The sequence below is a fragment of the Hymenobacter aquaticus genome (genome assembly GCF_004765605.1).
GTDB classification, from domain to species: domain Bacteria; phylum Bacteroidota; class Bacteroidia; order Cytophagales; family Hymenobacteraceae; genus Hymenobacter; species Hymenobacter aquaticus.
The window spans coordinates 1504455-1522443 of record NZ_SRLC01000001.1; the positions used below are offsets into that span (position 1 = coordinate 1504455).

The 17989-nt window shown below is 62.9% G+C and carries 16 protein-coding genes; 11 read left to right on the forward strand and 5 right to left on the reverse strand.

Translation table 11 applies throughout. The features are described from left to right. Positions 1–11 precede the first annotated feature (11 nt). Positions 12–1292 carry a TIM barrel protein gene (locus E5K00_RS06185; protein WP_135462373.1) on the forward strand — a complete coding sequence of 427 codons (1281 nt, stop codon included), beginning with the start codon at positions 12–14 and terminating at the stop codon, positions 1290–1292. An 8-nt stretch (positions 1293–1300) separates the two neighbouring features. Then, on the forward strand, positions 1301–2629 hold the full coding sequence (locus tag E5K00_RS06190; protein ID WP_167856766.1) for an FGGY-family carbohydrate kinase: 1329 nt from the start codon (positions 1301–1303) through the stop codon (positions 2627–2629). 73 nt (positions 2630–2702) lie between these two features. On the opposite strand, the gene E5K00_RS06195 is transcribed toward E5K00_RS06190, so the two are convergent. Then, the gene (locus E5K00_RS06195) at positions 2703–3086 is read right to left on the reverse strand and encodes a four helix bundle protein (protein ID WP_135462375.1); all 384 of its coding nucleotides are present in this window, start codon (positions 3084–3086) and stop codon (positions 2703–2705) included. A gap of 63 nt (positions 3087–3149) precedes the next feature. Between E5K00_RS06195 and E5K00_RS06200 the strand changes: the two genes are divergently transcribed. From E5K00_RS06200 to E5K00_RS06215, 4 genes are all read left to right on the forward strand, one after another. After that, on the forward strand, positions 3150–3893 hold the full coding sequence (locus E5K00_RS06200) for a (Fe-S)-binding protein (RefSeq protein WP_135462376.1): 744 nt from the start codon (positions 3150–3152) through the stop codon (positions 3891–3893). 92 nt (positions 3894–3985) lie between these two features. After that, complete coding sequence (locus E5K00_RS06205) at positions 3986–5353, forward strand: lactate utilization protein B (RefSeq protein ID WP_135462377.1); 1368 nt, start codon at positions 3986–3988, stop codon at positions 5351–5353. A 168-nt stretch (positions 5354–5521) separates the two neighbouring features. Continuing rightward, the gene (locus tag E5K00_RS06210; RefSeq protein WP_210114281.1) at positions 5522–6088 is read left to right on the forward strand and encodes a LutC/YkgG family protein; all 567 of its coding nucleotides are present in this window, start codon (positions 5522–5524) and stop codon (positions 6086–6088) included. A gap of 169 nt (positions 6089–6257) precedes the next feature. Then, a complete protein-coding gene (locus E5K00_RS06215; RefSeq protein ID WP_135462378.1) occupies positions 6258–7115 on the forward strand; it encodes a rhamnogalacturonan acetylesterase in 858 nt (285 codons plus the stop codon). Between the two features lie 87 nt (positions 7116–7202). On the opposite strand, the gene E5K00_RS06220 is transcribed toward E5K00_RS06215, so the two are convergent. Then, entirely contained in the window at positions 7203–8420 is a 1218-nt protein-coding gene (locus E5K00_RS06220) for an acetate/propionate family kinase (RefSeq protein ID WP_135462379.1), read from the reverse strand. A 457-nt stretch (positions 8421–8877) separates the two neighbouring features. Between E5K00_RS06220 and E5K00_RS23065 the strand changes: the two genes are divergently transcribed. Further along, entirely contained in the window at positions 8878–9333 is a 456-nt protein-coding gene (locus tag E5K00_RS23065) for a hypothetical protein (RefSeq protein ID WP_245328222.1), read from the forward strand. A gap of 383 nt (positions 9334–9716) precedes the next feature. After that, positions 9717–10016 carry a hypothetical protein gene (locus tag E5K00_RS06230; RefSeq protein ID WP_135462380.1) on the forward strand — a complete coding sequence of 100 codons (300 nt, stop codon included), beginning with the start codon at positions 9717–9719 and terminating at the stop codon, positions 10014–10016. 97 nt (positions 10017–10113) lie between these two features. Here the strand turns inward: E5K00_RS06230 and pta are convergent, their stop codons facing one another. Both pta and E5K00_RS06240 read right to left on the reverse strand, forming a co-directional pair. Next, complete coding sequence (pta, locus tag E5K00_RS06235; protein WP_135462381.1) at positions 10114–12207, reverse strand: phosphate acetyltransferase; 2094 nt, start codon at positions 12205–12207, stop codon at positions 10114–10116. A gap of 63 nt (positions 12208–12270) precedes the next feature. Then, positions 12271–13953: an OmpA family protein gene (locus E5K00_RS06240; RefSeq protein WP_135462382.1), complete on the reverse strand. Its 1683-nt coding sequence runs from the start codon at positions 13951–13953 to the stop codon at positions 12271–12273. A 264-nt stretch (positions 13954–14217) separates the two neighbouring features. Between E5K00_RS06240 and E5K00_RS06245 the strand changes: the two genes are divergently transcribed. The 3 genes from E5K00_RS06245 to E5K00_RS06255 all read left to right on the forward strand — a co-directional run bounded on the left by E5K00_RS06245 (position 14218) and on the right by E5K00_RS06255 (position 17687). Further along, entirely contained in the window at positions 14218–15840 is a 1623-nt protein-coding gene (locus tag E5K00_RS06245) for a T9SS type A sorting domain-containing protein (protein ID WP_135462383.1), read from the forward strand. Positions 15841–16222: 382 nt separating this feature from the next. Further along, positions 16223–16558 carry a YbaB/EbfC family nucleoid-associated protein gene (locus E5K00_RS06250; protein ID WP_135462384.1) on the forward strand — a complete coding sequence of 112 codons (336 nt, stop codon included), beginning with the start codon at positions 16223–16225 and terminating at the stop codon, positions 16556–16558. Next, positions 16548–17687, forward strand: coding sequence for a glycosyltransferase family 2 protein (locus tag E5K00_RS06255; RefSeq protein WP_245328223.1), 1140 nt, complete (start codon positions 16548–16550; stop codon positions 17685–17687). The genes E5K00_RS06250 and E5K00_RS06255 overlap by 11 nt, the downstream gene beginning before the upstream one ends. A gap of 15 nt (positions 17688–17702) precedes the next feature. Here the strand turns inward: E5K00_RS06255 and E5K00_RS06260 are convergent, their stop codons facing one another. Further along, positions 17703–17921, reverse strand: coding sequence for a PspC domain-containing protein (locus tag E5K00_RS06260; RefSeq protein ID WP_135393029.1), 219 nt, complete (start codon positions 17919–17921; stop codon positions 17703–17705). Positions 17922–17989 lie beyond the last annotated feature (68 nt).

Here is a 17989-nt window from a genome sequence, read left to right on the forward strand (position 1 = left end):
CCTGCCTGCCTATGCTTACCGTCCAACGCCTCCACGACCTCAACCAGCCTTTGCTGGCCGAGCACCAGCTGCAGTTTTCGTACCTGGCCGACCTGCTCAGCCGCCGCCACCAGGACGCGCAGGCCGTAGTGCGCGAGCTGGTGAAGTTTCAGGTAGCCATTCCGAGCTGGGCCCTGGGCACCGGCGGTACCCGCTTCGGCCGCTTTCCGCTGGGCGGGGAGCCGCGCAACCTGGAGGAAAAAATCGGCGACGTAGGCCTCTTGCATCAGCTCAACGGCTCGTCCAATTCCATTTCCCTGCACATTCCCTGGGATATTCCCCAGGATATTGCCGGCCTGGAGCAGCTGCAACGCGAGTACGGCCTGGTCATCGACTCGGTGAACTCCAACACTTTCCAGGACCAGCCGGGCCAGCCGTTTTCCTACAAGTTCGGCTCCCTGAGCCATACCGAGCAGGCCGTGCGCCAGCAGGCTATTCAGCACAACATCGACTGCATCAACTACGGCCGGCAGCTGGGGGCCCGCACTCTGACGGTGTGGCTGGCCGACGGCTCCAACTTCCCCGGCCAGCAGCACCTGCGCCGCGCCTACCGGCGCACCCAGGAATCCTTGGCGGCCATCTACGAGGCCATGCCTTCGGATTGGCAGCTGCTCATCGAGTACAAGCCCTACGAGCCCCACTTCTACTCCATGGTCATTCCCGACTGGGGCACCTCGTACTCGCTCTGCCAGAGCCTGGGGCAGAACGCCAACGTGCTGGTCGATTTGGGCCACCATTTGCCCAACACCAACATCGAGCAGATCGTGGGCCGGTTGCAGCAGTTCGGCCGCCTCGGGGGCTTCCACTTCAACGGCTCGATGTACGGCGACGACGACCTGACCACCGGCAGCAGCAAGCCCTTCCAGCTGTTTCTGATCTTCAACGAGCTGGTCGACGCCGCCCGGGATACGTCGGTGACCAACCCGCTGGTGGCCTACATGATTGACGCCAGCCACAACACCAAGGACCCGCTGGAAGACTTGCTGCAGTCCATCGAAAACATCCTCGGGGCCTACGCCAAGGCCCTGCTCGTGGACCGCGAAGCCCTGCACGAAGCCCAGGAAACGAACGACGTGGTGCGGGCCGAGGAAATCCTGCGCGACGCCTTTTTGCTCGACGTGCGGCCCCTCGTGGCGGAAGCCTACCGCCAGAGCGGCGGGGCCCTGAAGCCCGTAGCAGCCTACCGCGCCGCCGGCGTGCGCGAGCAGCTGATTCAGCAGCGGGGCAAACTCAGCGTATCGACCGGACTATGAAAACGGGCATGAAAAAGTCGATTTACGCCGTGTTCGACATCGGCAAGACCAACAAGAAGCTCATCCTCTTCGACGAGGACCAGCAGATTATCGACGAGCAGCTCCACGTCTGCACTGACGTGCTCGACGACGACGGCTTTACGTGCGACCATCTGCCCCGGCTCACCGAGTGGGTGCTCCGGCACTGGGAAGAGCTGAGGCGCAGTCCGCACTACTCGGTCAAGGGCGTCAATTTCACCGCTTATGGGGCCAGCTTCGTCCACCTCGGGGCCGACGGCCAGCCCGTGGCCCCGCTCTACAACTACCTCAAGCCCATTCCCGACGACATTCAGCGGCAGTTTTACGCCCAGCTAAGCCAGTCGCCCGACGAATTCGCGGCCGACACCTGCTCGCCCCGGCTGGGCCTGCTCAACTCGGGCTTGCAGCTTTACTGGCTCAAATACGCCAAGCCCGAGCTGTACGCGCAGATTCACACCTCGCTGCATTTGCCCAATTACCTTTCCTACCTGCTCACGGGCGAGAAGTTCAGCGACTACACCTCCGTGGGCTGCCACACGGCGCTGTGGGACTACCAGCGCCGCCAGTACCACGACTGGGTGCGCCGCGAGGGCATCGACGAAAAGCTCGCGCCCCTGACCAAGGACTCTATTGCCAGCGTTGTCGACGGTATCATGGTGGGCGTGGGCTTGCACGACAGCACCTCGGCCGTGATGCCCTACCTGGCCGAAAACGACGAGCCTTTCGTGCTGATTTCGACCGGCACCTGGTCTGTTACCATCAACCCCTTCAACAGCCAGCCGCTCACGCCCGAGCTGCTGCGCCGCGACTGCCTGAGCTTTATGACGCCCCGCGGCGAGGCCACCCGCGCCTCCCGGGTCTTCCTGGGCCGGGAGCACGACTACCAGGTGGAGCGCATTGCCAGCTACTTCCACGTCAAGCCCGATTTCTACCGCTCCATCGTGCTGGCCCGGCCCTACGACGAAACCTCCACCCTGTTTATGCCCGCCTGCATGGCCGGCACCGGCCCCTTCCCCGACCAGCCCGCCGCCGACTGGGACCTGTCGGGCTTCCGCACCGCCTCCGATGCCTACCAGCACCTGATGCACGGCCTGATTCACCTCCTGCTCGAATCCATCCACTTGGTGTGGCAGGGCGAGAAAACCATCTTCGTCGACGGCGGCTTTGCCCGCAACCCGCTCTTCATGCAAACCCTGAGCTGGAACTTCCCCAAAGCCGAAATCCGCACCCTGGAAGTCCCCCAGGCCACCGCCCTGGGCGCCTTAGTCCACCTGGAACAAGGCGAAGCCTGGAAAAAAACCCAGCTGCTGTTTATGTGATGATTGTTGATTGTTGGGAGTTGATTGTTATCGTTGAACGGCAACAATCAACTCCCAACAATCAACAATCATTCTATTCCTTCAAACTGGTATTCGTGTATTTGATGAGCGTATTGATGCTTTTGGGTAGCAACTGGAGTTGGGTGAAAATGTGGCCGTATTGTTCAGGAGTCAAAAGCTGACGGGCTTTTGCTTTTTCATTCCAATCCAGCGCTTCCATCAAGGAGCCTCGTGCTATCCGGTAGAATTTGATTTTATCCTTCTTCCCGTAGCGCCCAAATCCTTCTGCTAGGTTAGCCGAAACACTATCGACAGCCCTGATAAACTGTGAGCCGACTGTATTCTGCGCCAAATAATTCCAACACACCACGGCATCCCACACGCAATTGCTTAACGCAAAGCTGATGCGGTACGCTTCCACATCTCCCAACCGAAAATGGCGTGTAGTGTCTTCCATATATCAATAAACCCAATAATCCAGAACAATAACAATCAACTCCCAACAATCAACATTAACCAAATGCGCGTCGCCCTGTTCATTCCCTGCTACGTCGACCAGTTCTACCCGCAGGTGGGCATTGCTTCCTTACAGCTCCTGCAAAAGCTCGGCGTACGGGCCCACTTCCCCGCCCAGCAAACCTGCTGCGGGCAGCCGCTGGCCAACAGCGGCTGCGAGCGGGACGCGCTGCCCATCTACCGCCACTTCGTCGACACTTTCCAGGGCTACGACTACGTGGTGGCCCCCTCCGGCAGCTGCGTGTATCACGTGCGCAAGCACTTCGATAAGCTGGAGCAAACCGCCGAAGTGCAGCACGTGCGCGCCGCCACCTACGATTTGATTGACTTTATCACCCAAATCCTGGGCGTGACGGAGCTACCGGGCCGGTTTCCGCACAAAGTCGGGCTGCACCTGAGCTGCCACGGCCAGCGCGGCCTGCACCAGGCCAACGAGTCGGAGCTGACGCCGGTGCGCGACGGGCAGCTGCGCCGCCTGCTAGCTTCGTTGGAAGGCATTGAGCTCACCGAGCTAGACCGCAACGACGAGTGCTGCGGCTTCGGGGGCACCTTCTGCGTCTCGGAAGAGGCCATTTCCGCCCGCATGGGCCAGGATCGGGTGCAGGACCACCTGCGCAACGGCACCACCATCCTCACCGGCGGCGACATGTCGTGCCTGATGCACCTGCAAGGCATCGTCCGCCGCCGCCAGCTCCCCATGCAGGTCCTGCACGCGGTGGAGATTCTGAATGGTGAGGTGGTGACTTAGCGACTTAGTGACTTAGCGACTTAGTGAGTTGTCGTTCAAGTCGCGCAAACAGAACAAAAACTCACTAAATCACTAAGTCACTAAATCACCACATGAGCCACTCCCTTCGCGCTGCCACTTTCGTAGCTGATGCCGACCGCACCACCTGGCACGACGAAACCCTGTGGTTTGTGCGCCAGAAGCGCGACAAGGCCGTGTACGCCGTGCCCGAGTTTCAGGAGCTGCGGGAGCTGGCCTCCCAGATCAAGGAGCACACCCTGGGCCGGCTGGATGAGTATTTGAAGCAGTTTGAAGCTGAGGCCCGGCGCAACGGCGTGCACGTCCACTGGGCCGCCGACGCGGCCGAGCACAACGATATTATCCTCGATATTATCCGCCGCCATAACGACACGCGCGTGGTCAAGAGTAAGTCCATGCTGACCGAGGAGTGCCACCTGAATCCGCATTTGCTTGGGCACGGCATCGAGGTCATCGACACCGATTTGGGGGAGCGAATCATTCAGCTGCGGGAGGAGGCGCCGAGCCATTTAGTACTGCCGGCCATTCACCTCAAAAAGGAAGACGTGGGCGCCACGTTTCACCAGCATTTGGGCACTGAGAAAGGCAACCACGACCCGCAGCAGCTCACCGAAGCCGCCCGCCAGCATTTGCGGGCCAAGTTTCTGGCCGCCGAAGTGGCCATTTCGGGGGTCAACTTCGCCGTGGCCGAAACCGGCGGCGTGGTTATCTGCACCAACGAGGGCAACGCCGACCTGGGCGTGAACCTGGCCCGGGTCCACATTGCCAGCATGGGCATCGAAAAGCTGATTCCGCGCCTTTCTGACCTGGGCGTGTTTACCCGCCTGCTGGCCCGCAGCGCCACCGGCCAGCCCGTTACCACCTACACCTCGCACTACACCAAGCCCGCCGACGGCCGGGAGCTGCACGTCGTCATCGTCGACAACGGCCGCACCCAGCAGCTGGGCCGCCCCGACTTCCGGGCCTCGCTCAAGTGCATCCGCTGCGGGGCCTGCATGAACACCTGCCCGGTGTACCGGCGCAGCGGCGGCCACAGCTACGATTTCACCGTGCCCGGCCCCATCGGCGCGATTCTGTCGCCCAACATCGACCTGAAAAAGCATAGCTCCCTGCCCTTCGCCAGCACGCTCTGCGGCTCCTGCACCGACGTCTGCCCGGTCAAAATCGACATTCACACCCAGCTCTACAAGTGGCGGCAGGTGCTGGCCGAGGCCGGCGAAATTCCAATTGCCAAGAAGTGGAGCCTTAGGTTTATGGGCCGCTTCCTGGCCAGCCCCAAAGCCTTTGGCCTGGGCGGCAAACTGGCCCGCACCGGCCTGCGCCTGCTGCCCCACCAGCTCACTCACGCCCAAGCCCTCAACCCCTGGGCCGTAGCCCGGGAGCTGCCCGAGCCTCCCAAGCAAAGCTTCCGCGAATGGTACGCACGGGCGGTGAAACAGTGAAATGGTGAATGAGTGAATGAGTGAATTGACGTGCCGTAAGTCGTGTCATTGCGAGGCGCGAAGCAAGGGCAGCCAAATTCATTTTTCACATTCTCCACATTCAACCACATTCCCCCCATCCCCCCACATTAGCACCTCAGCACATTAAACAATTAGCACATTACCCCCTTGTCTTCTTCGCGCGAAAAAATTCTGGCGGCGGCCCGGGCTAACAAGCCGGCTGAAACGCCCTTGCCTACCGTTCCCGACTTCGGCGGCGATGCCTCCGTGGAGCGGTTCATGGCGGTGCTGAGCAGCATTGGCGGCCGGGTAGTATGGGTAGCCGATCCGGCGCAGCTGGGTCCCGTGGTCCAGCAGCTGTTTCCCGACGCCCGGCGCACCGCCTCGAACCTGTTTCCGGCCACCGTAGGCGTGCACGCCCAGACGCCCACCAGCGGGCTGGCCGAGGTAGACCTGGCCGTGCTGCCCGGCGAAATCGGGGTGGCGGAAAATGGGGCCGTCTGGCTGCCCGAGGCCAATATGCTGCACCGGGCCCTGCCCACCGTGACCCAGCACCTCGTGCTGGTACTCGACCACCGCCATATCGTGGCCACCATGCACCAGGCCTACGCCCGGCTGCCCAACACCGGCGGCTACGGCGCGTTCGTAGCGGGTCCTTCCAAAACGGCGGATATCGAGCAGTCCCTGGTCATTGGGGCGCATGGCGCGCGTAGTCTGGTGCTGGTGCTGTACTAAGCTGGGTGGCAGGCAGGGAAAAGCAACGCGGCCCGGCTCGGGCAAGCCGCCGCGCATAGTTCAGCCGGCGCCCTTTGGCAAAAGTTCGGGGCCGCGTCGGCCGCTACGTCAGCTAGTCTGGCGCGGCCCGCCGCCTCTGCGGGGCCGATAGTTTGCGTTCCTTTGCCCCATGAAGCTTCTTCGCTCCACGCTCCTGCTGCTGCTTCCGGCACTGCTTTCCGCCTTTCTGCCCGGGCCCAAAGCCCGACCCACCCTGTTTCTCATCGGCGACTCCACCGTGAAATATGGCAACCTCCACGCTGAGGGAGCCCTCTGGGGGTGGGGCTCTTTGCTGCCGGCCTACTTCGATACAACCCGCCTCGCTATCCAAAATTACGCCCGGGGCGGCACCAGCAGCCGCACGTTTCGCAGCCTGGGCTACTGGGCGGCGGTGCAGCCCCTGCTCAGGCCCGGCGACTTCGTGCTGCTGCAGTTTGGTCACAACGACGACAGCCCGCTGAATGACACGACCGTGGCCCGGGGCACGCTCAAAGGCAACGGCGAGGAAACTCAGGACATCGTCAACCAGCTCACCGGCCAGCCCGAAACGGTGCACTCCTACGGCTGGTATCTGCGCCAGTTCGTTGCCGAGGCCCGGGCCCGGGGTGCCCGGGTCGTTATCTGCTCCCTCGTCCCGCGCAACGCCTGGACCAGTGGCAAAGTCAACCGCAACAGCCCCGACTACGGCCGCTGGGCCGCGGCGGCCGCCCAGCAGAGCGGCGCAGCCTTCATCGACCTCAACCGCCTGGTAGCCGACCACTACGACCAAACCGGGGAAGCCGCCGTGGGCCGCACCTACTTCACCCCCACCGACCCTATTCATACCAGTGAGGCCGGCGCCCGGCTCAATGCCGAAGCGGTGGCCAGCGGCATCCGGGATACGAAAGACCTGGCTCTGCGCAAGTACCTACGAAGGAAACCGGGCGAATCAGGCCGGCGGCTGGACTGGTTACACTTACCTATGTGGTGGGCCGGGCACGCGCGGTAAGGCCCCGCTCACGCTCCGAAACCCCTCGAACACTCCTGCGGCTACGGCCGGCAAATGCCTCTTTCCGCCCGACTACTACCGTCAGTTTCAGGCCGGGTTCAGCAACGCGGCGCACTGCCGGGCAATTTCCAGCTCCTCGTTGGTGGGAATAACCAGAATCCGGGCCTGCGACGCCGGCGCGCTGACGTCCCGCAGGCCGGGCTGCCGCAGCTGGTTTTTGGCCTCGTCGAGTTGGAGCCCGAAAAAGTCCAGGTCCTGGCACACCTGGGCCCGAACCCGGGCGTCGTTTTCCCCCACCCCGGCGGTAAACACCACCGCGTCCAGCCCGTTCAGCACGGCCGCATACGCCCCGATATACTGCCGGATGCGGTACGTATACAAGGCGTAGCCCAGGGCGGCGCGCGCGTCGCCGGCGGCCAGGGCCTGCCCGATGTCGCGCATGTCGCTGTGGCCGGTGAGGCCCCGCATGCCGCTTTCCTTGTTCAGGAGCGTGCTTACCTGCTCGGCGGAGTAACCCAGAGGCCCGAGCAGATGCAGCAGCACCGAGGGGTCCAGGTCGCCGGAGCGGGTGCCCATCACTAGGCCCGCCAGCGGCCCGAAGCCCATGCTGGTATCCAGGGCCCGCCCGCCCCGCACGGCCGCCATGCTGCACCCGTTGCCGAGGTGAATGGTAATCAGGCGGGCATCGGGGTTCTGCAGAAAAGCGGCGGCCTGGGCGGCCACGTACTGGTGGCTGGTGCCGTGAAAGCCGTATTTGCGGATGCGCTGCTCCGTATACAGCGCCTCGGGCAACGCGTAGCGAAAGGCGTAGTCGGGCAGGGTCTGGTGAAACGCCGTGTCGAACACGGCCACCTGCCGGGCCTGCGGAAACAGCCGCTCGGCCACCTCAATGCCGAAGTAGTTGGCCGGGTTGTGCAGCGGAGCCAGGGCAAAAAGCCGCCGGATTTCCGCCTTTACTTTCTCCGTAATGAGCGTAGTGGCCGCAAAAGCCTCGCCGCCGTGTACCACCCGGTGGCCTACCACTTCAATGTCGGCCGGGTCCTGAATGACGCGGCCTTCGCCTTCGGTCAGCAGCCGCACTACTTCCCGCAGACCGGCCTCGTGGTCGGGCAGCGGCAGCTGTTGGCGCTGTTCGGTGGCGGGGGCTGCCGGGTGCTGCGCCTCAAATACTTTGTGGGTAATGCTGGCCGCCCCCTCCTGCCCGATCCGCTCGACCAAGCCGCTGCAAACGGGCTGCTCGCTGGGCCAGCGGAAAAGTTGGTACTTAATGGAGGAGCTGCCGGAGTTGACGACGAAGATGTTCATAAGAGAAGTCCGCACCCGCCCGGGGTGGCTGGCACGGCGAAATAAAGCCGGGGGAAACAGGATACGCACAACAATACGGCCTTTGGCCCGACAAAGTACATACCCTGCCCAAGGACGCCGGCCGGCAACCAACAAAAGCGCGCCAGCCTACCGTCTACCGGCTCCAGCATCCTGCTTCACTCTTCCGGGCGCACCCAGCCTGATGAGCAGCCCCATCGGCAGCCGTAACGGCCCACAGCAGCTACCCGGAATGAAAATTTTGGCTTTCCTTTGCTTACTTTGAAAAACAAAGTACTTTTAAAACGTCTGACAAGTTAAGCTATAATTCGAGGCCTTGCCCAGCCCGGCTATGGCCCCGGCCGCAGCAGCGGCCCGGCTGATTTGGCTTCGCGCAGGGCTTGGCTCAAGCTCAGGACCAGCCCCCACGCAGACGAGTTCCGGAAATACATTCTACTCCATGCGTATTTCACTTTTCCTCGACCGACTACACATCCAGGTCCGGCAGAACAGGCTGCTGCGGAATTTTACCGTCTTCACTCGCATAGTGCTGGCCCTTGGTTTTATTCCGGCGGGCCTGGTCAAAATAACTGGGGAGCGGTTCACTGATTTGGCAGTTTGTCATCCGATGGGCCATTATCTGTATGCTTTTTACCGAACCGGTTTTTATTACACGTTCGTGGGCGTGATGCAGGTGCTTGCGGCCGTTTTGTTATTAATTCCGCGCACGGCTACGCTCGGAGCGATAATTTATTTTCCCATCATTTTAAATATCTACGTCCTAACCGTATCCGTGCGCTTCGTCGGCTCCTGGGTAACGGCACCCCTGATGGTTTTGGCGAATATCTACCTACTGTGCTGGGACTACGATAAATTAAAATTCATTCTCCCATTTCGTCATCCGGCCAGCGCATAAAGCAAGTAATACATTATCTGTCAACACAATAATACCCGATACACAAGAATTATGAAATCTTTACTATCCCTCGGAATTGCAGCCCTGCTTTTTATGAGCGCCTGCGAAATAATGCCGCAAAACTCCTTGCGTAGTAGCCGGCAGCAATGCAAGGACAGCAGTAAAGCTCAGGCCTGCTACAATTTCTGCAACTGTATTCACAATAACTGCCAGTCGCTCGACAGTTGTTTAGCGGCTTACAATTCAGCACCGAAACCTACTAGCCACATTCCCGCGAAGTAATTCGAACACCAATTACTTTTAAACTTTCCCGACAACAAGCATCCAGCACAGATTACACAAAATCTTTTACAATGAAACTTAACTCATAAACCTTAACAACAATGACCACCACTTCGAACCCTGCAGGAATTATTCTCAATGCCGCTGGCTGGCTATTCGGCGTAGTCGCAATGGCAATTGGTATAATAAACATGTTCTGGGGCAATGACCCCGGCTTTGGCGTATTTATCTTTCTGCTTGCTTTCCTGTTTCTTCCTCCTGTCAACGCGTTTCTAAAAAAGACAACTGGGTTTGCCATTCCCCAAATTGCGAAATGGCTGCTGGGCTTTTTTATTCTGTGGGCATCATTAGGCGTCGGGGAGCTGTTCGACAAAATACACCTGATGCTGGCCAGCCTGTAGCCCAGCCGGTCTACTCGTCGTCGCTGCCCGCCTTTTTCACTAGCTGGCAGATTCGGGGCCAGTAAGGCCGACGACGAGCTGATGGCCGGGTGCTTTTTTATGCCTGCTGACTCTGGATAGCGGTAATAACCACCGTATTGAACACGTCGTCGACGGTGCAGCCCCGGCTCAGGTCGTTTACCGGCTTGTTGAGGCCCTGTAGTACCGGGCCGATGGCCAGGGCGCCGGTTTCGCGCTGTACGGCTTTGTAGGTGTTGTTGCCGGTGTTCAGATCCGGGAAGATCAGCACGCTGGCTTGCCCGGCCACTTCCGAGTCGGGCAGCTTCTGGCGGCCCACCAAAGGGTCCACGGCAGCATCGTACTGAATCGGGCCCTCCACTTTCAGATCGGGCCGCTTGTGGCGCACCAGCTCGGTGGCCTGCCGCACCTTATCGACATCAGCCCCCGCGCCCGAAGTGCCCGATGAGTAGGACAGCATGGCAATGCGGGGCTCGATGCCAAAGGCCCAGCTGCTTTCGGCCGAGGAAATGGCAATTTCGGCCAACTGCTCGGCCGTCGGGTTGGGGTTCACGGCGCAGTCGCCGAATACGGCCACCCGGTCGGGCAGGCACATGAAGAACACCGACGACACCACCGACACGCCCGGCTTGGTTTTGATGAACTGCAGGGCCGGCCGAATGGTGTGCTGGGTGGTGTGCACTGCCCCCGACACCATGCCGTCGGCGTGGCCCTTGTACACCATCATCGAGCCGAAGTACGACACGTCGCGCAGCAGGTCGCGGGCCATGTCCTCGTTCACGCCCTTGTCGCGGCGCAGCTCATAAAACGTCTGCACGTAGTCGGCATAGTACTCCGAGTGCACCGGGTCGATAAGGCGCAGGTGGTCGGTGGGCAGGTTCAGGCCCAGGCGCTTGGCCGAGGCCAGCACCATGCCCGGGTCGCCAAGAATGGTCAGATCCACGATGCCCTGGTGCAGCAGCAGGGCGGCAGCCTTCAGAATCCGGTCGTCGTTGCCCTCGGGCAGCACAATGTGGCGGCGCTGGCGCTTGGCCCACTGCAGCAGCCGGTACTGAAACATGTGGGGCGTAATGCCCTCGGGCTGGAAGCTGACCAGCTTTTCCTCCAGGGCCCGCACTGCCACGTACCGCTCGAAGGTGCTGATGGCCAACTGGATTTTCTTGGGGTTGTCGGGGCTGATGCGGGAGCGGATGGCGCTAACGCGGGTGGTGGTTTCGAACGTGCCGGTGGGCACGGCCAGAATGGGCACCACGCTGGGCAGGCCCTCGAGCAGCCGGATGATGGGCGCGTCGGGCTCGGAGCCGGCCGTGAGCACAATGCCGGCCACCCGCGGGTAGCTGGCCGACATATTGGCTTGCAGGGCACAGATAATAATGTCGCCCCGGTCGCCGGGCGTCACGATCAGCACGTTGTCTTTGAGGTAGTTCAGGAAGTTGGGCACCTGCATAGCCCCGATGACGTAGTTGTCGACCTGGTTGCCGAGGCCGGCTTCGCCGAAGAGCAGCTTGCCGCCCAGCCCGGCCTGAATTTCGCGCATGGTGGGGTGCAGCAGGTCGGCATCTTCGGGAATCACGCTCAGCAGCACTTCCGCCGGCAGCTGGGTGCGCAGCAGCTCCCGCACGTCGTCGGCCTGGGGCGCCGGAATCCGGTTGGCCACCACCATCAGCACCGGCACCTCGCGGGCCTCGAAGCTGCGCAGCAGCGTCAGCACCGCGCTAACGACCTGGGCCGTGCTCTTATCGGCCCCCGACACCACCAGCAGCACCGGCACGCCCAGGTTTTTGGCAATGGACACATTGGCGTCGAACTCGAAGGCCGTGCCGGGCCCCAGAAAGTCGCTGCCCTCCACCACGGTAAAGTCGTAGTGGTCTTCCCACTGCTTGAACTTGTGGATGACGGCGTCAATCAGGTCGCCCTGGGCATCGGCTTCCAGCAGGCGCAGAGCCTCGGGGCGGGTGAAGGCGTAGGTGTCAGCGTAGTTCAGGGGCAGCCGGAAGTGGCTGAGCACCGTGTCGATGTGCGGGTCGCGCTGCTGGGTGGGGTCGTAGTCGATGATGGGCTTGAAGTAACCCACTTTGCGGGCCTGGCCCAGGAGCATGTTCACTAACCCCAACGACACCAGGGACTTGCCGCTGTAAGGCTCGGCGGTGGCAATAAAAACGGCTTTCGTCATGCGTATCCTAACGTAGGGAAGGTGGCAGGTGTTGGCGGCCCCGGTTTGGCGCCGGGCCGCGGGCTACTTGCCCGGGGCCCGGCGGGTTGCTGGTTTGCGGGGAGCGTTCCGGGGCGCCGCGTTTTTCGGGGCGGGCGTTTTCCGGACCGCGCGTTTTTTCACCGGCGCCTTTTTCACCGGCGCGGCTTTGCTCACCTTGGCCGGGGCCGCCAGGGAGGCCGCCGTCGGCTCCGGGCCGTATTTCACTTCGGCCGAGTTTTTCTCCTGGCTCACAAACAAGTCGAACTCCACGCGGCGGTTCTTGGCGCGGCCGGCTTCGGTGGCGTTGCTGGCCAGCGGGTGGCGCGGACCGTAGCCGCGCAACTCAATCCGGTTTTCGGCCACGCTCTTGCCCAGCAGGTAGGCGCGGGCGGCGGCGGCCCGCTCCCTGGACAAGGCCAGGTTGAAGGCGGCCGGGCCTTTGCTATCCGAGTGCCCGGCAATGCTCAGCGAATAATCCGGGTACTCGGCCAGAATGGGCACCAGCGCGTCGAGCGTGGGGTACGAAGACGGCAGCAGCGTGGCGCGGTTCAGCTCGAAGCGGATGGAGCGGGTGGCGGCCTGCAGGCGCTGCCGAATGTCCTGCTTCAGCTCGGGGCAGCCCCCGTTGGCGGCGGGCCCGGCGCTGTTGGGGCACCGGTCTTCCGCGTTGGGCACTCCGTCGCCGTCGGTATCGGGGTTGGGCGCGTCGGCGGGCTTGGCGGGCGCGGTATCGTCGGGCACCGGGCAGCCGATGAAGTCGACGCTGACGCCGGGGGCCGTGTCGGGGCACTTGTCTTCCTGGTCGGGAATGCCGTCGGCATCGGCGTCGGGGCAGCCGCTGAGCTCGGCCTTGCCGGCCACGTCGGGGCAGGTGTCTTCGGCATCTATTACCCCGTCACTGTCTTTGTCGGGGCAGCCGCGGGCCTCGGGCGAGCCGGGCTCGGTGGCGCAGGCATCCAGGTAGTCGGGCACCAGGTCCTGGTCACCGTCGAGGGGGCAGCCCCGCTCGTCTACTGCCACGCCGGCCGGGGTGTTGGGACACTTGTCGAGGCGGTCGGGCACGTCGTCCTCGTCGGCGTCGGGGGCCTGGCCCAGGTTAAAGGTCAGCCCCGCGCTGTGCTGCAAAAACCGGTCGGCCCACTGGGGCGTGTCCTGCTCCTGGGTGCCGTCGAGGTTGGCGTGCAGGGGCAGATGCTGGCCGGTTTGCACGAACAGGCTCACGCCCGGCCCCAGCCGGAAGCTGATGCCGGCGGCCCCGAACACGTCCACGTAGCCCTGGTCCTGGTCGAGGCGGCGGCCTTCAAACTGGCCGGCCTTGTTGGTGTACATCCAGCCCGAGGCCGCCAGCAGGTAAGGCTGCATGCGGGCTTCTTCCTTGAGAGCCCAGCCGTTATTGAGCCGAAACTTCAGGCCCAGGTTGGCGCTGAACACCGTGGTGGTAAAATACGTGTCGGTGTTACGGCGGCCGGTCAGCTCCCCGTAGAGGAACTGCGTGCTCAGATCCAGGCCCCGGAACAGGTACTGGTTGATGGTAAGCGTGGGCGCCAGGCGGGTGTTGTCCCATTTCCAGTAGTCGGAGCCGAAGTCGCCCTGGTACTGCAGGCCGCTGGCGGCCAGGCCGATACCGGTGCGACGCTCGGCCGTCTGGGCCACGGCGCCCCTACTAAGCGCCAGCAAGGCAACAAGCGGGAGCAACGACTGATACTTGCGTAGAATATGCTTCATCAGGGGCAAAAAAAGCGCCGCCGGGCCCGGACCCGCAGCGGCAGTACGACTATACCTGCCTGGGGCGGCAGGCAGGTATAATAATACGCGGATTATGCCGGAGCCGATGCATAGGCCGCCCGAATTTCCTTTTCGGCGCCAGGCCGACGCAACCTTGCCGCCGCCGTTGTGCTCTGCTTTTTGCCTACTTTGCCCGGCTATTGCTAGTATCTGCCGGCCTCCTCCGGGCCGAACCGTCTTTTTACCTTCTTTTTATCCCGCCTCATGGCTTCATTTTTACCGCGCTTCACGGCAAGCGCCCTCGTGCTTCTCGGAATTATCGGCGGGCAGCAGGCCGCGGCCCAGGCGCCGGCCAAGCAGTGGGACAAGCGCTACGGCGGCAGCGCCTACGATGGCCTCTACGCCCTGCACCAAACCACCGACGGGGGCTACCTGCTGGCCGGCTCCTCCGAATCGCCCATCAGCGGCGTAAAAAGCCAAGCCAAACGCGGCTACTGGGTGGTCAGAACCGACGCCAACGGCAATAAGCTCTGGGACAAAACCTTCGGCGGAACCTCCGTGGCCACGCTGTGCAGCGTGCGGCCCACCGCCGACGGGGGCTACCTGCTCGGCGGCACGTCGCGGGCGGGCTTGGAAGAGGACAAGACCCAGCCCAACCGGGGCGGCGACGACTACTGGGTGGTCAAAATCGACGCCAACGGCACCAAGCTCTGGGACAAAACCTTCGGGGGCACCGATACCGACGTGCTCCAGGATCTGCAGCCCACCGCCGACGGCGGCGCCGTGCTCGGCGGCTATTCCTCGTCGGGCGTGACGGGCGACAAAAGCCAGCCCAACTACGGCGCCGGCTCCGATTTCTGGGTTATCCGCCTCGATGCCAACGGCAACAAGCTCTGGGACAAAACCCTGGGCACGACCGAACCCGAACCCCAGAAGGTGGCGCTGTGTCTCACCCCCGACGGCGGCATCCTGCTGGGCACCTCGTCGGCGGCGGGCATCAACGGCGACAAAACCCAGAGCCGGAAGGGCGGCTCTGACTACTGGCTGATCCGCCTCGACGCCAACGGCACCAAGCTCTGGGACCGAACCATCGGCGGCACCGGCGAGGACTACCTCTATGCCCTGGCGCCCACCAACGAGGGCGGCTTCATTCTGGGGGGCCACTCCTCTTCCCGTGCCGGGGCCGACAAAACCCAGCCCAGCCGGGGTGATGCCGACTACTGGCTGGTGAAGGTAGACGCCCTGGGCCAGTTCCAGTGGGACAGCAGCCTGGGCGGGCCAAACAGCGACTTTCTGTTCAGCGTGCAGCAAACCACGGACGGGGGCTACTTCGCGGCGGGCCACTCCTACTCGGGCCAGGGCGGCGACAAGTCGCAGGCCCTGCGCGGCATCAACGACTACTGGGTGGCGAAGCTCAACCCCGAAGGCGCGAAGCAGTGGGAAGCCAGCTACGGCGGCAGCGACTACGACTTCCTGAGCCAGGCCCGGCAAACCGCCGACGGCGGCTACCTGCTCGGCGGGCAGTCCCACTCGAGCCAGGGCGGCGACGTGACGCAGGCCACCTACGGCGCGGCTGATTTCTGGGTCGTGAAAATCGGCGGTACTGCCACGGCTACTACGGCCCCCAAAACGGCGGGCCTGCTGCACGCCTACCCCAACCCCGCCGGCCGCCAGGTGCGCCTGCCCCTGCCCGCCGACGCCCCGCGCGCCGGCCTGCGCCTGAGGCTGCTCGACGCCCAGGGCCGCACAGTAGCTACCCAGCCTGTAACCGCCACCGCAGCGGCCGAGGTACCCGTGACGCTGGGCCAACCGGCCGCCGGCCTCTACCTGCTGCGCCTGGAAGGACCCAACGGCTACCTAGCTACCCAGCCCCTGCTGGTAGAATAAGCCAACGTTGCGCCTAGAGCGGTTTCGGAGTCGTTGTACCGTGGTGCCGTAGCGCGAACTTTGTAGTTCGCGTACCAGAACGATCCATGTGGCGCGCGGTACACGAACTACAAAGTTCGCGCTACGGCACACTCACTTCGAAACCGCACTAAGCAGGCAACATGAACCGGGTGCCACCGCGCAGCAAGCGTTGGGCGGCACCCGGTCTGGTTGTGGGGGCTTTGTGTAAATTGCCGCCGTATTCCGGTTTCGGAATGCGCCGCGGCTTCCGGCTGTAACGCCCGGCCGCTACTCTTGCCCGAAAGCCCCAGAACGGCTTTGCCAGGGCATTTTAGTTGAAACTCCACCCTTCCAGCACCCTGGAAATAAAGAATCAGAGCGTATGTTTGACATGATGGGCATGATGGGCAAAGTGAAAGAGCTTCAGGAGAAAATGAAGCAGGCCCAGCACGAGCTGCAGTACCTGACCGTCACGGCCGAATCGGGGGGCGGACTGGTGAAGGCTACGGCCAACGGGCACCGCCAGCTGCTCAAGCTCGACATCGACGAATCGTTGCTCACGCCCCAGGACCGCGACATGCTGGCCGACTTAGTGGTAGCCGCCGTGAACAAGGCCCTGGCCGAAGTGGGCGACAAAGCCAAGGAGGAGCTCAAAAGCAAAACCTCGGGCCTGATGCCCAACCTGCCCGGCCTCGATTTGAGCAACTTTGGCCTCTAAGCCCGGCCCGGCCCCCGGCCCGTGCGCCGACGTGGCCGTGGTTATCCTGAACTGGAACGGGCAGAAGCTGCTAGAGCAGTTTCTGCCCGCTGTTTTGGCGTACTCCGACGGGGCCCGCATCATCGTGGCCGACAACGCCAGCTCCGATGAGTCGGTGGCCTGGCTGCGCCGGAAGTTTGCCGACGTGGAAATCATTCAGAACCCGGAGAACCTGGGGTTTTGCGCGGGCTATAACCTGGCCTTGCAGCAGGTGCAGGCCACGTACTACATGCTGCTCAACTCCGACGTGGAAGTGACGCCGGGCTGGCTGCGGCCGATGCGGGAGTTGCTGGAAGCCCAGCCCCAGGTGGCCGCCTGTCAGCCCAAAATCCGGCAGTACAGTCCCGACGCCACCCAGCGGCAGCAGTTTGAGTACGCCGGCGCCGGCGGGGGCTACCTCGACCGGCTGGGCTACCCCTTCTGCCGGGGCCGCCTCTTCGACACGCTCGAAGCCGACCAGGGCCAGTACGACGACCCGCGCCCCGTGGCCTGGGCCACTGGGGCCTGCATGCTGGTGCGGGCCGAGGCCTGGCACCGCCTGGGCGGCCTGGAGGCCACCTTCTTTGCCCACATGGAGGAAATCGACCTGTGCTGGCGGCTCTGGAACGCGGGGCAGCAGGTATGGTACCACGGCGGCAGCACGGTGTTTCACGTGGGCGGCGGCACGCTGCACAAGTCGAACCCGCGCAAAACCTACCTCAACTTCCGCAACGGCCTGGCCCTGGTCTACAAGAACGTGGCCGACCCGGAGCTGACCGAAATCATGGCTACCCGCCTGGTGCTCGACTGGGTGGCGGCCCTGCGCTTTCTGCTGCAAGGCAACACCGGCGACTGTAAAGCCATTGTGCGCGCCCACCGCGACTTTTTCCGCCAACTATCTTACTGGAAGCAGAAGCGGCAGCAAAGCCCCCGCAAGCTGCGCACCGCCGAGCGGCCGGGCGTGTACCAGGGCAGCCTGGTGTGGGCCTACTTCGCCCAGGAAATCCGGGCCTTTTCCCAGCTCGACCCCAGGAAGTTTCTGCCCGTTACGGGCACGAAAAAACCGGGCAACGTCGACAGCAGCCCGGCCCCCAACTCACTAACTCACTAACTCACTCATTCACTGCTACAGGTCCCAGACGGTGCTGCGCTGCCGGCGCATGGCCCGGCGCACGTTCATCCAGAAGGCCAGGGCGAAGTAGAGCACGATGGGCGAGCCGAAGGTGAAGAAGGACGCGTACACGAAAGACAGGCGGACGCTGCTGCTGGAAAAGCCCAAACGCTGCCCCAAAGCATTGCAGACCCCAAAGCTCTGCTGTTCGATGAAGTCGGTTAATCGTTTCATAGCTCCTCAGTTTTAACCGGTTGAACCGGTTGACGCTCCTCAAAATAACAAGAAAACCCGCGGACCGC

Bases quoted from the DNA above. Each gene is read 5' to 3' on its own strand.
- E5K00_RS06185 (WP_135462373.1), top strand. From the start codon at position 12: ATGCTTACCGTCCAACGCCTCCACGACCTCAACCAGCCTTTGCTGGCC.
- E5K00_RS06190 (WP_167856766.1), top strand. From the start codon at position 1,301: ATGAAAAAGTCGATTTACGCCGTGTTCGACATCGGCAAGACCAACAAG.
- E5K00_RS06195 (WP_135462375.1), bottom strand. From the start codon at position 3,086: ATGGAAGACACTACACGCCATTTTCGGTTGGGAGATGTGGAAGCGTAC.
- E5K00_RS06200 (WP_135462376.1), top strand. From the start codon at position 3,150: ATGCGCGTCGCCCTGTTCATTCCCTGCTACGTCGACCAGTTCTACCCG.
- E5K00_RS06205 (WP_135462377.1), top strand. From the start codon at position 3,986: ATGAGCCACTCCCTTCGCGCTGCCACTTTCGTAGCTGATGCCGACCGC.
- E5K00_RS06215 (WP_135462378.1), top strand. From the start codon at position 6,258: ATGAAGCTTCTTCGCTCCACGCTCCTGCTGCTGCTTCCGGCACTGCTT.
- E5K00_RS06220 (WP_135462379.1), bottom strand. From the start codon at position 8,420: ATGAACATCTTCGTCGTCAACTCCGGCAGCTCCTCCATTAAGTACCAA.
- E5K00_RS23065 (WP_245328222.1), top strand. From the start codon at position 8,878: ATGCGTATTTCACTTTTCCTCGACCGACTACACATCCAGGTCCGGCAG.
- E5K00_RS06230 (WP_135462380.1), top strand. From the start codon at position 9,717: ATGACCACCACTTCGAACCCTGCAGGAATTATTCTCAATGCCGCTGGC.
- pta (WP_135462381.1), bottom strand. From the start codon at position 12,207: ATGACGAAAGCCGTTTTTATTGCCACCGCCGAGCCTTACAGCGGCAAG.
- E5K00_RS06240 (WP_135462382.1), bottom strand. From the start codon at position 13,953: ATGAAGCATATTCTACGCAAGTATCAGTCGTTGCTCCCGCTTGTTGCC.
- E5K00_RS06245 (WP_135462383.1), top strand. From the start codon at position 14,218: ATGGCTTCATTTTTACCGCGCTTCACGGCAAGCGCCCTCGTGCTTCTC.
- E5K00_RS06250 (WP_135462384.1), top strand. From the start codon at position 16,223: ATGTTTGACATGATGGGCATGATGGGCAAAGTGAAAGAGCTTCAGGAG.
- E5K00_RS06260 (WP_135393029.1), bottom strand. From the start codon at position 17,921: ATGAAACGATTAACCGACTTCATCGAACAGCAGAGCTTTGGGGTCTGC.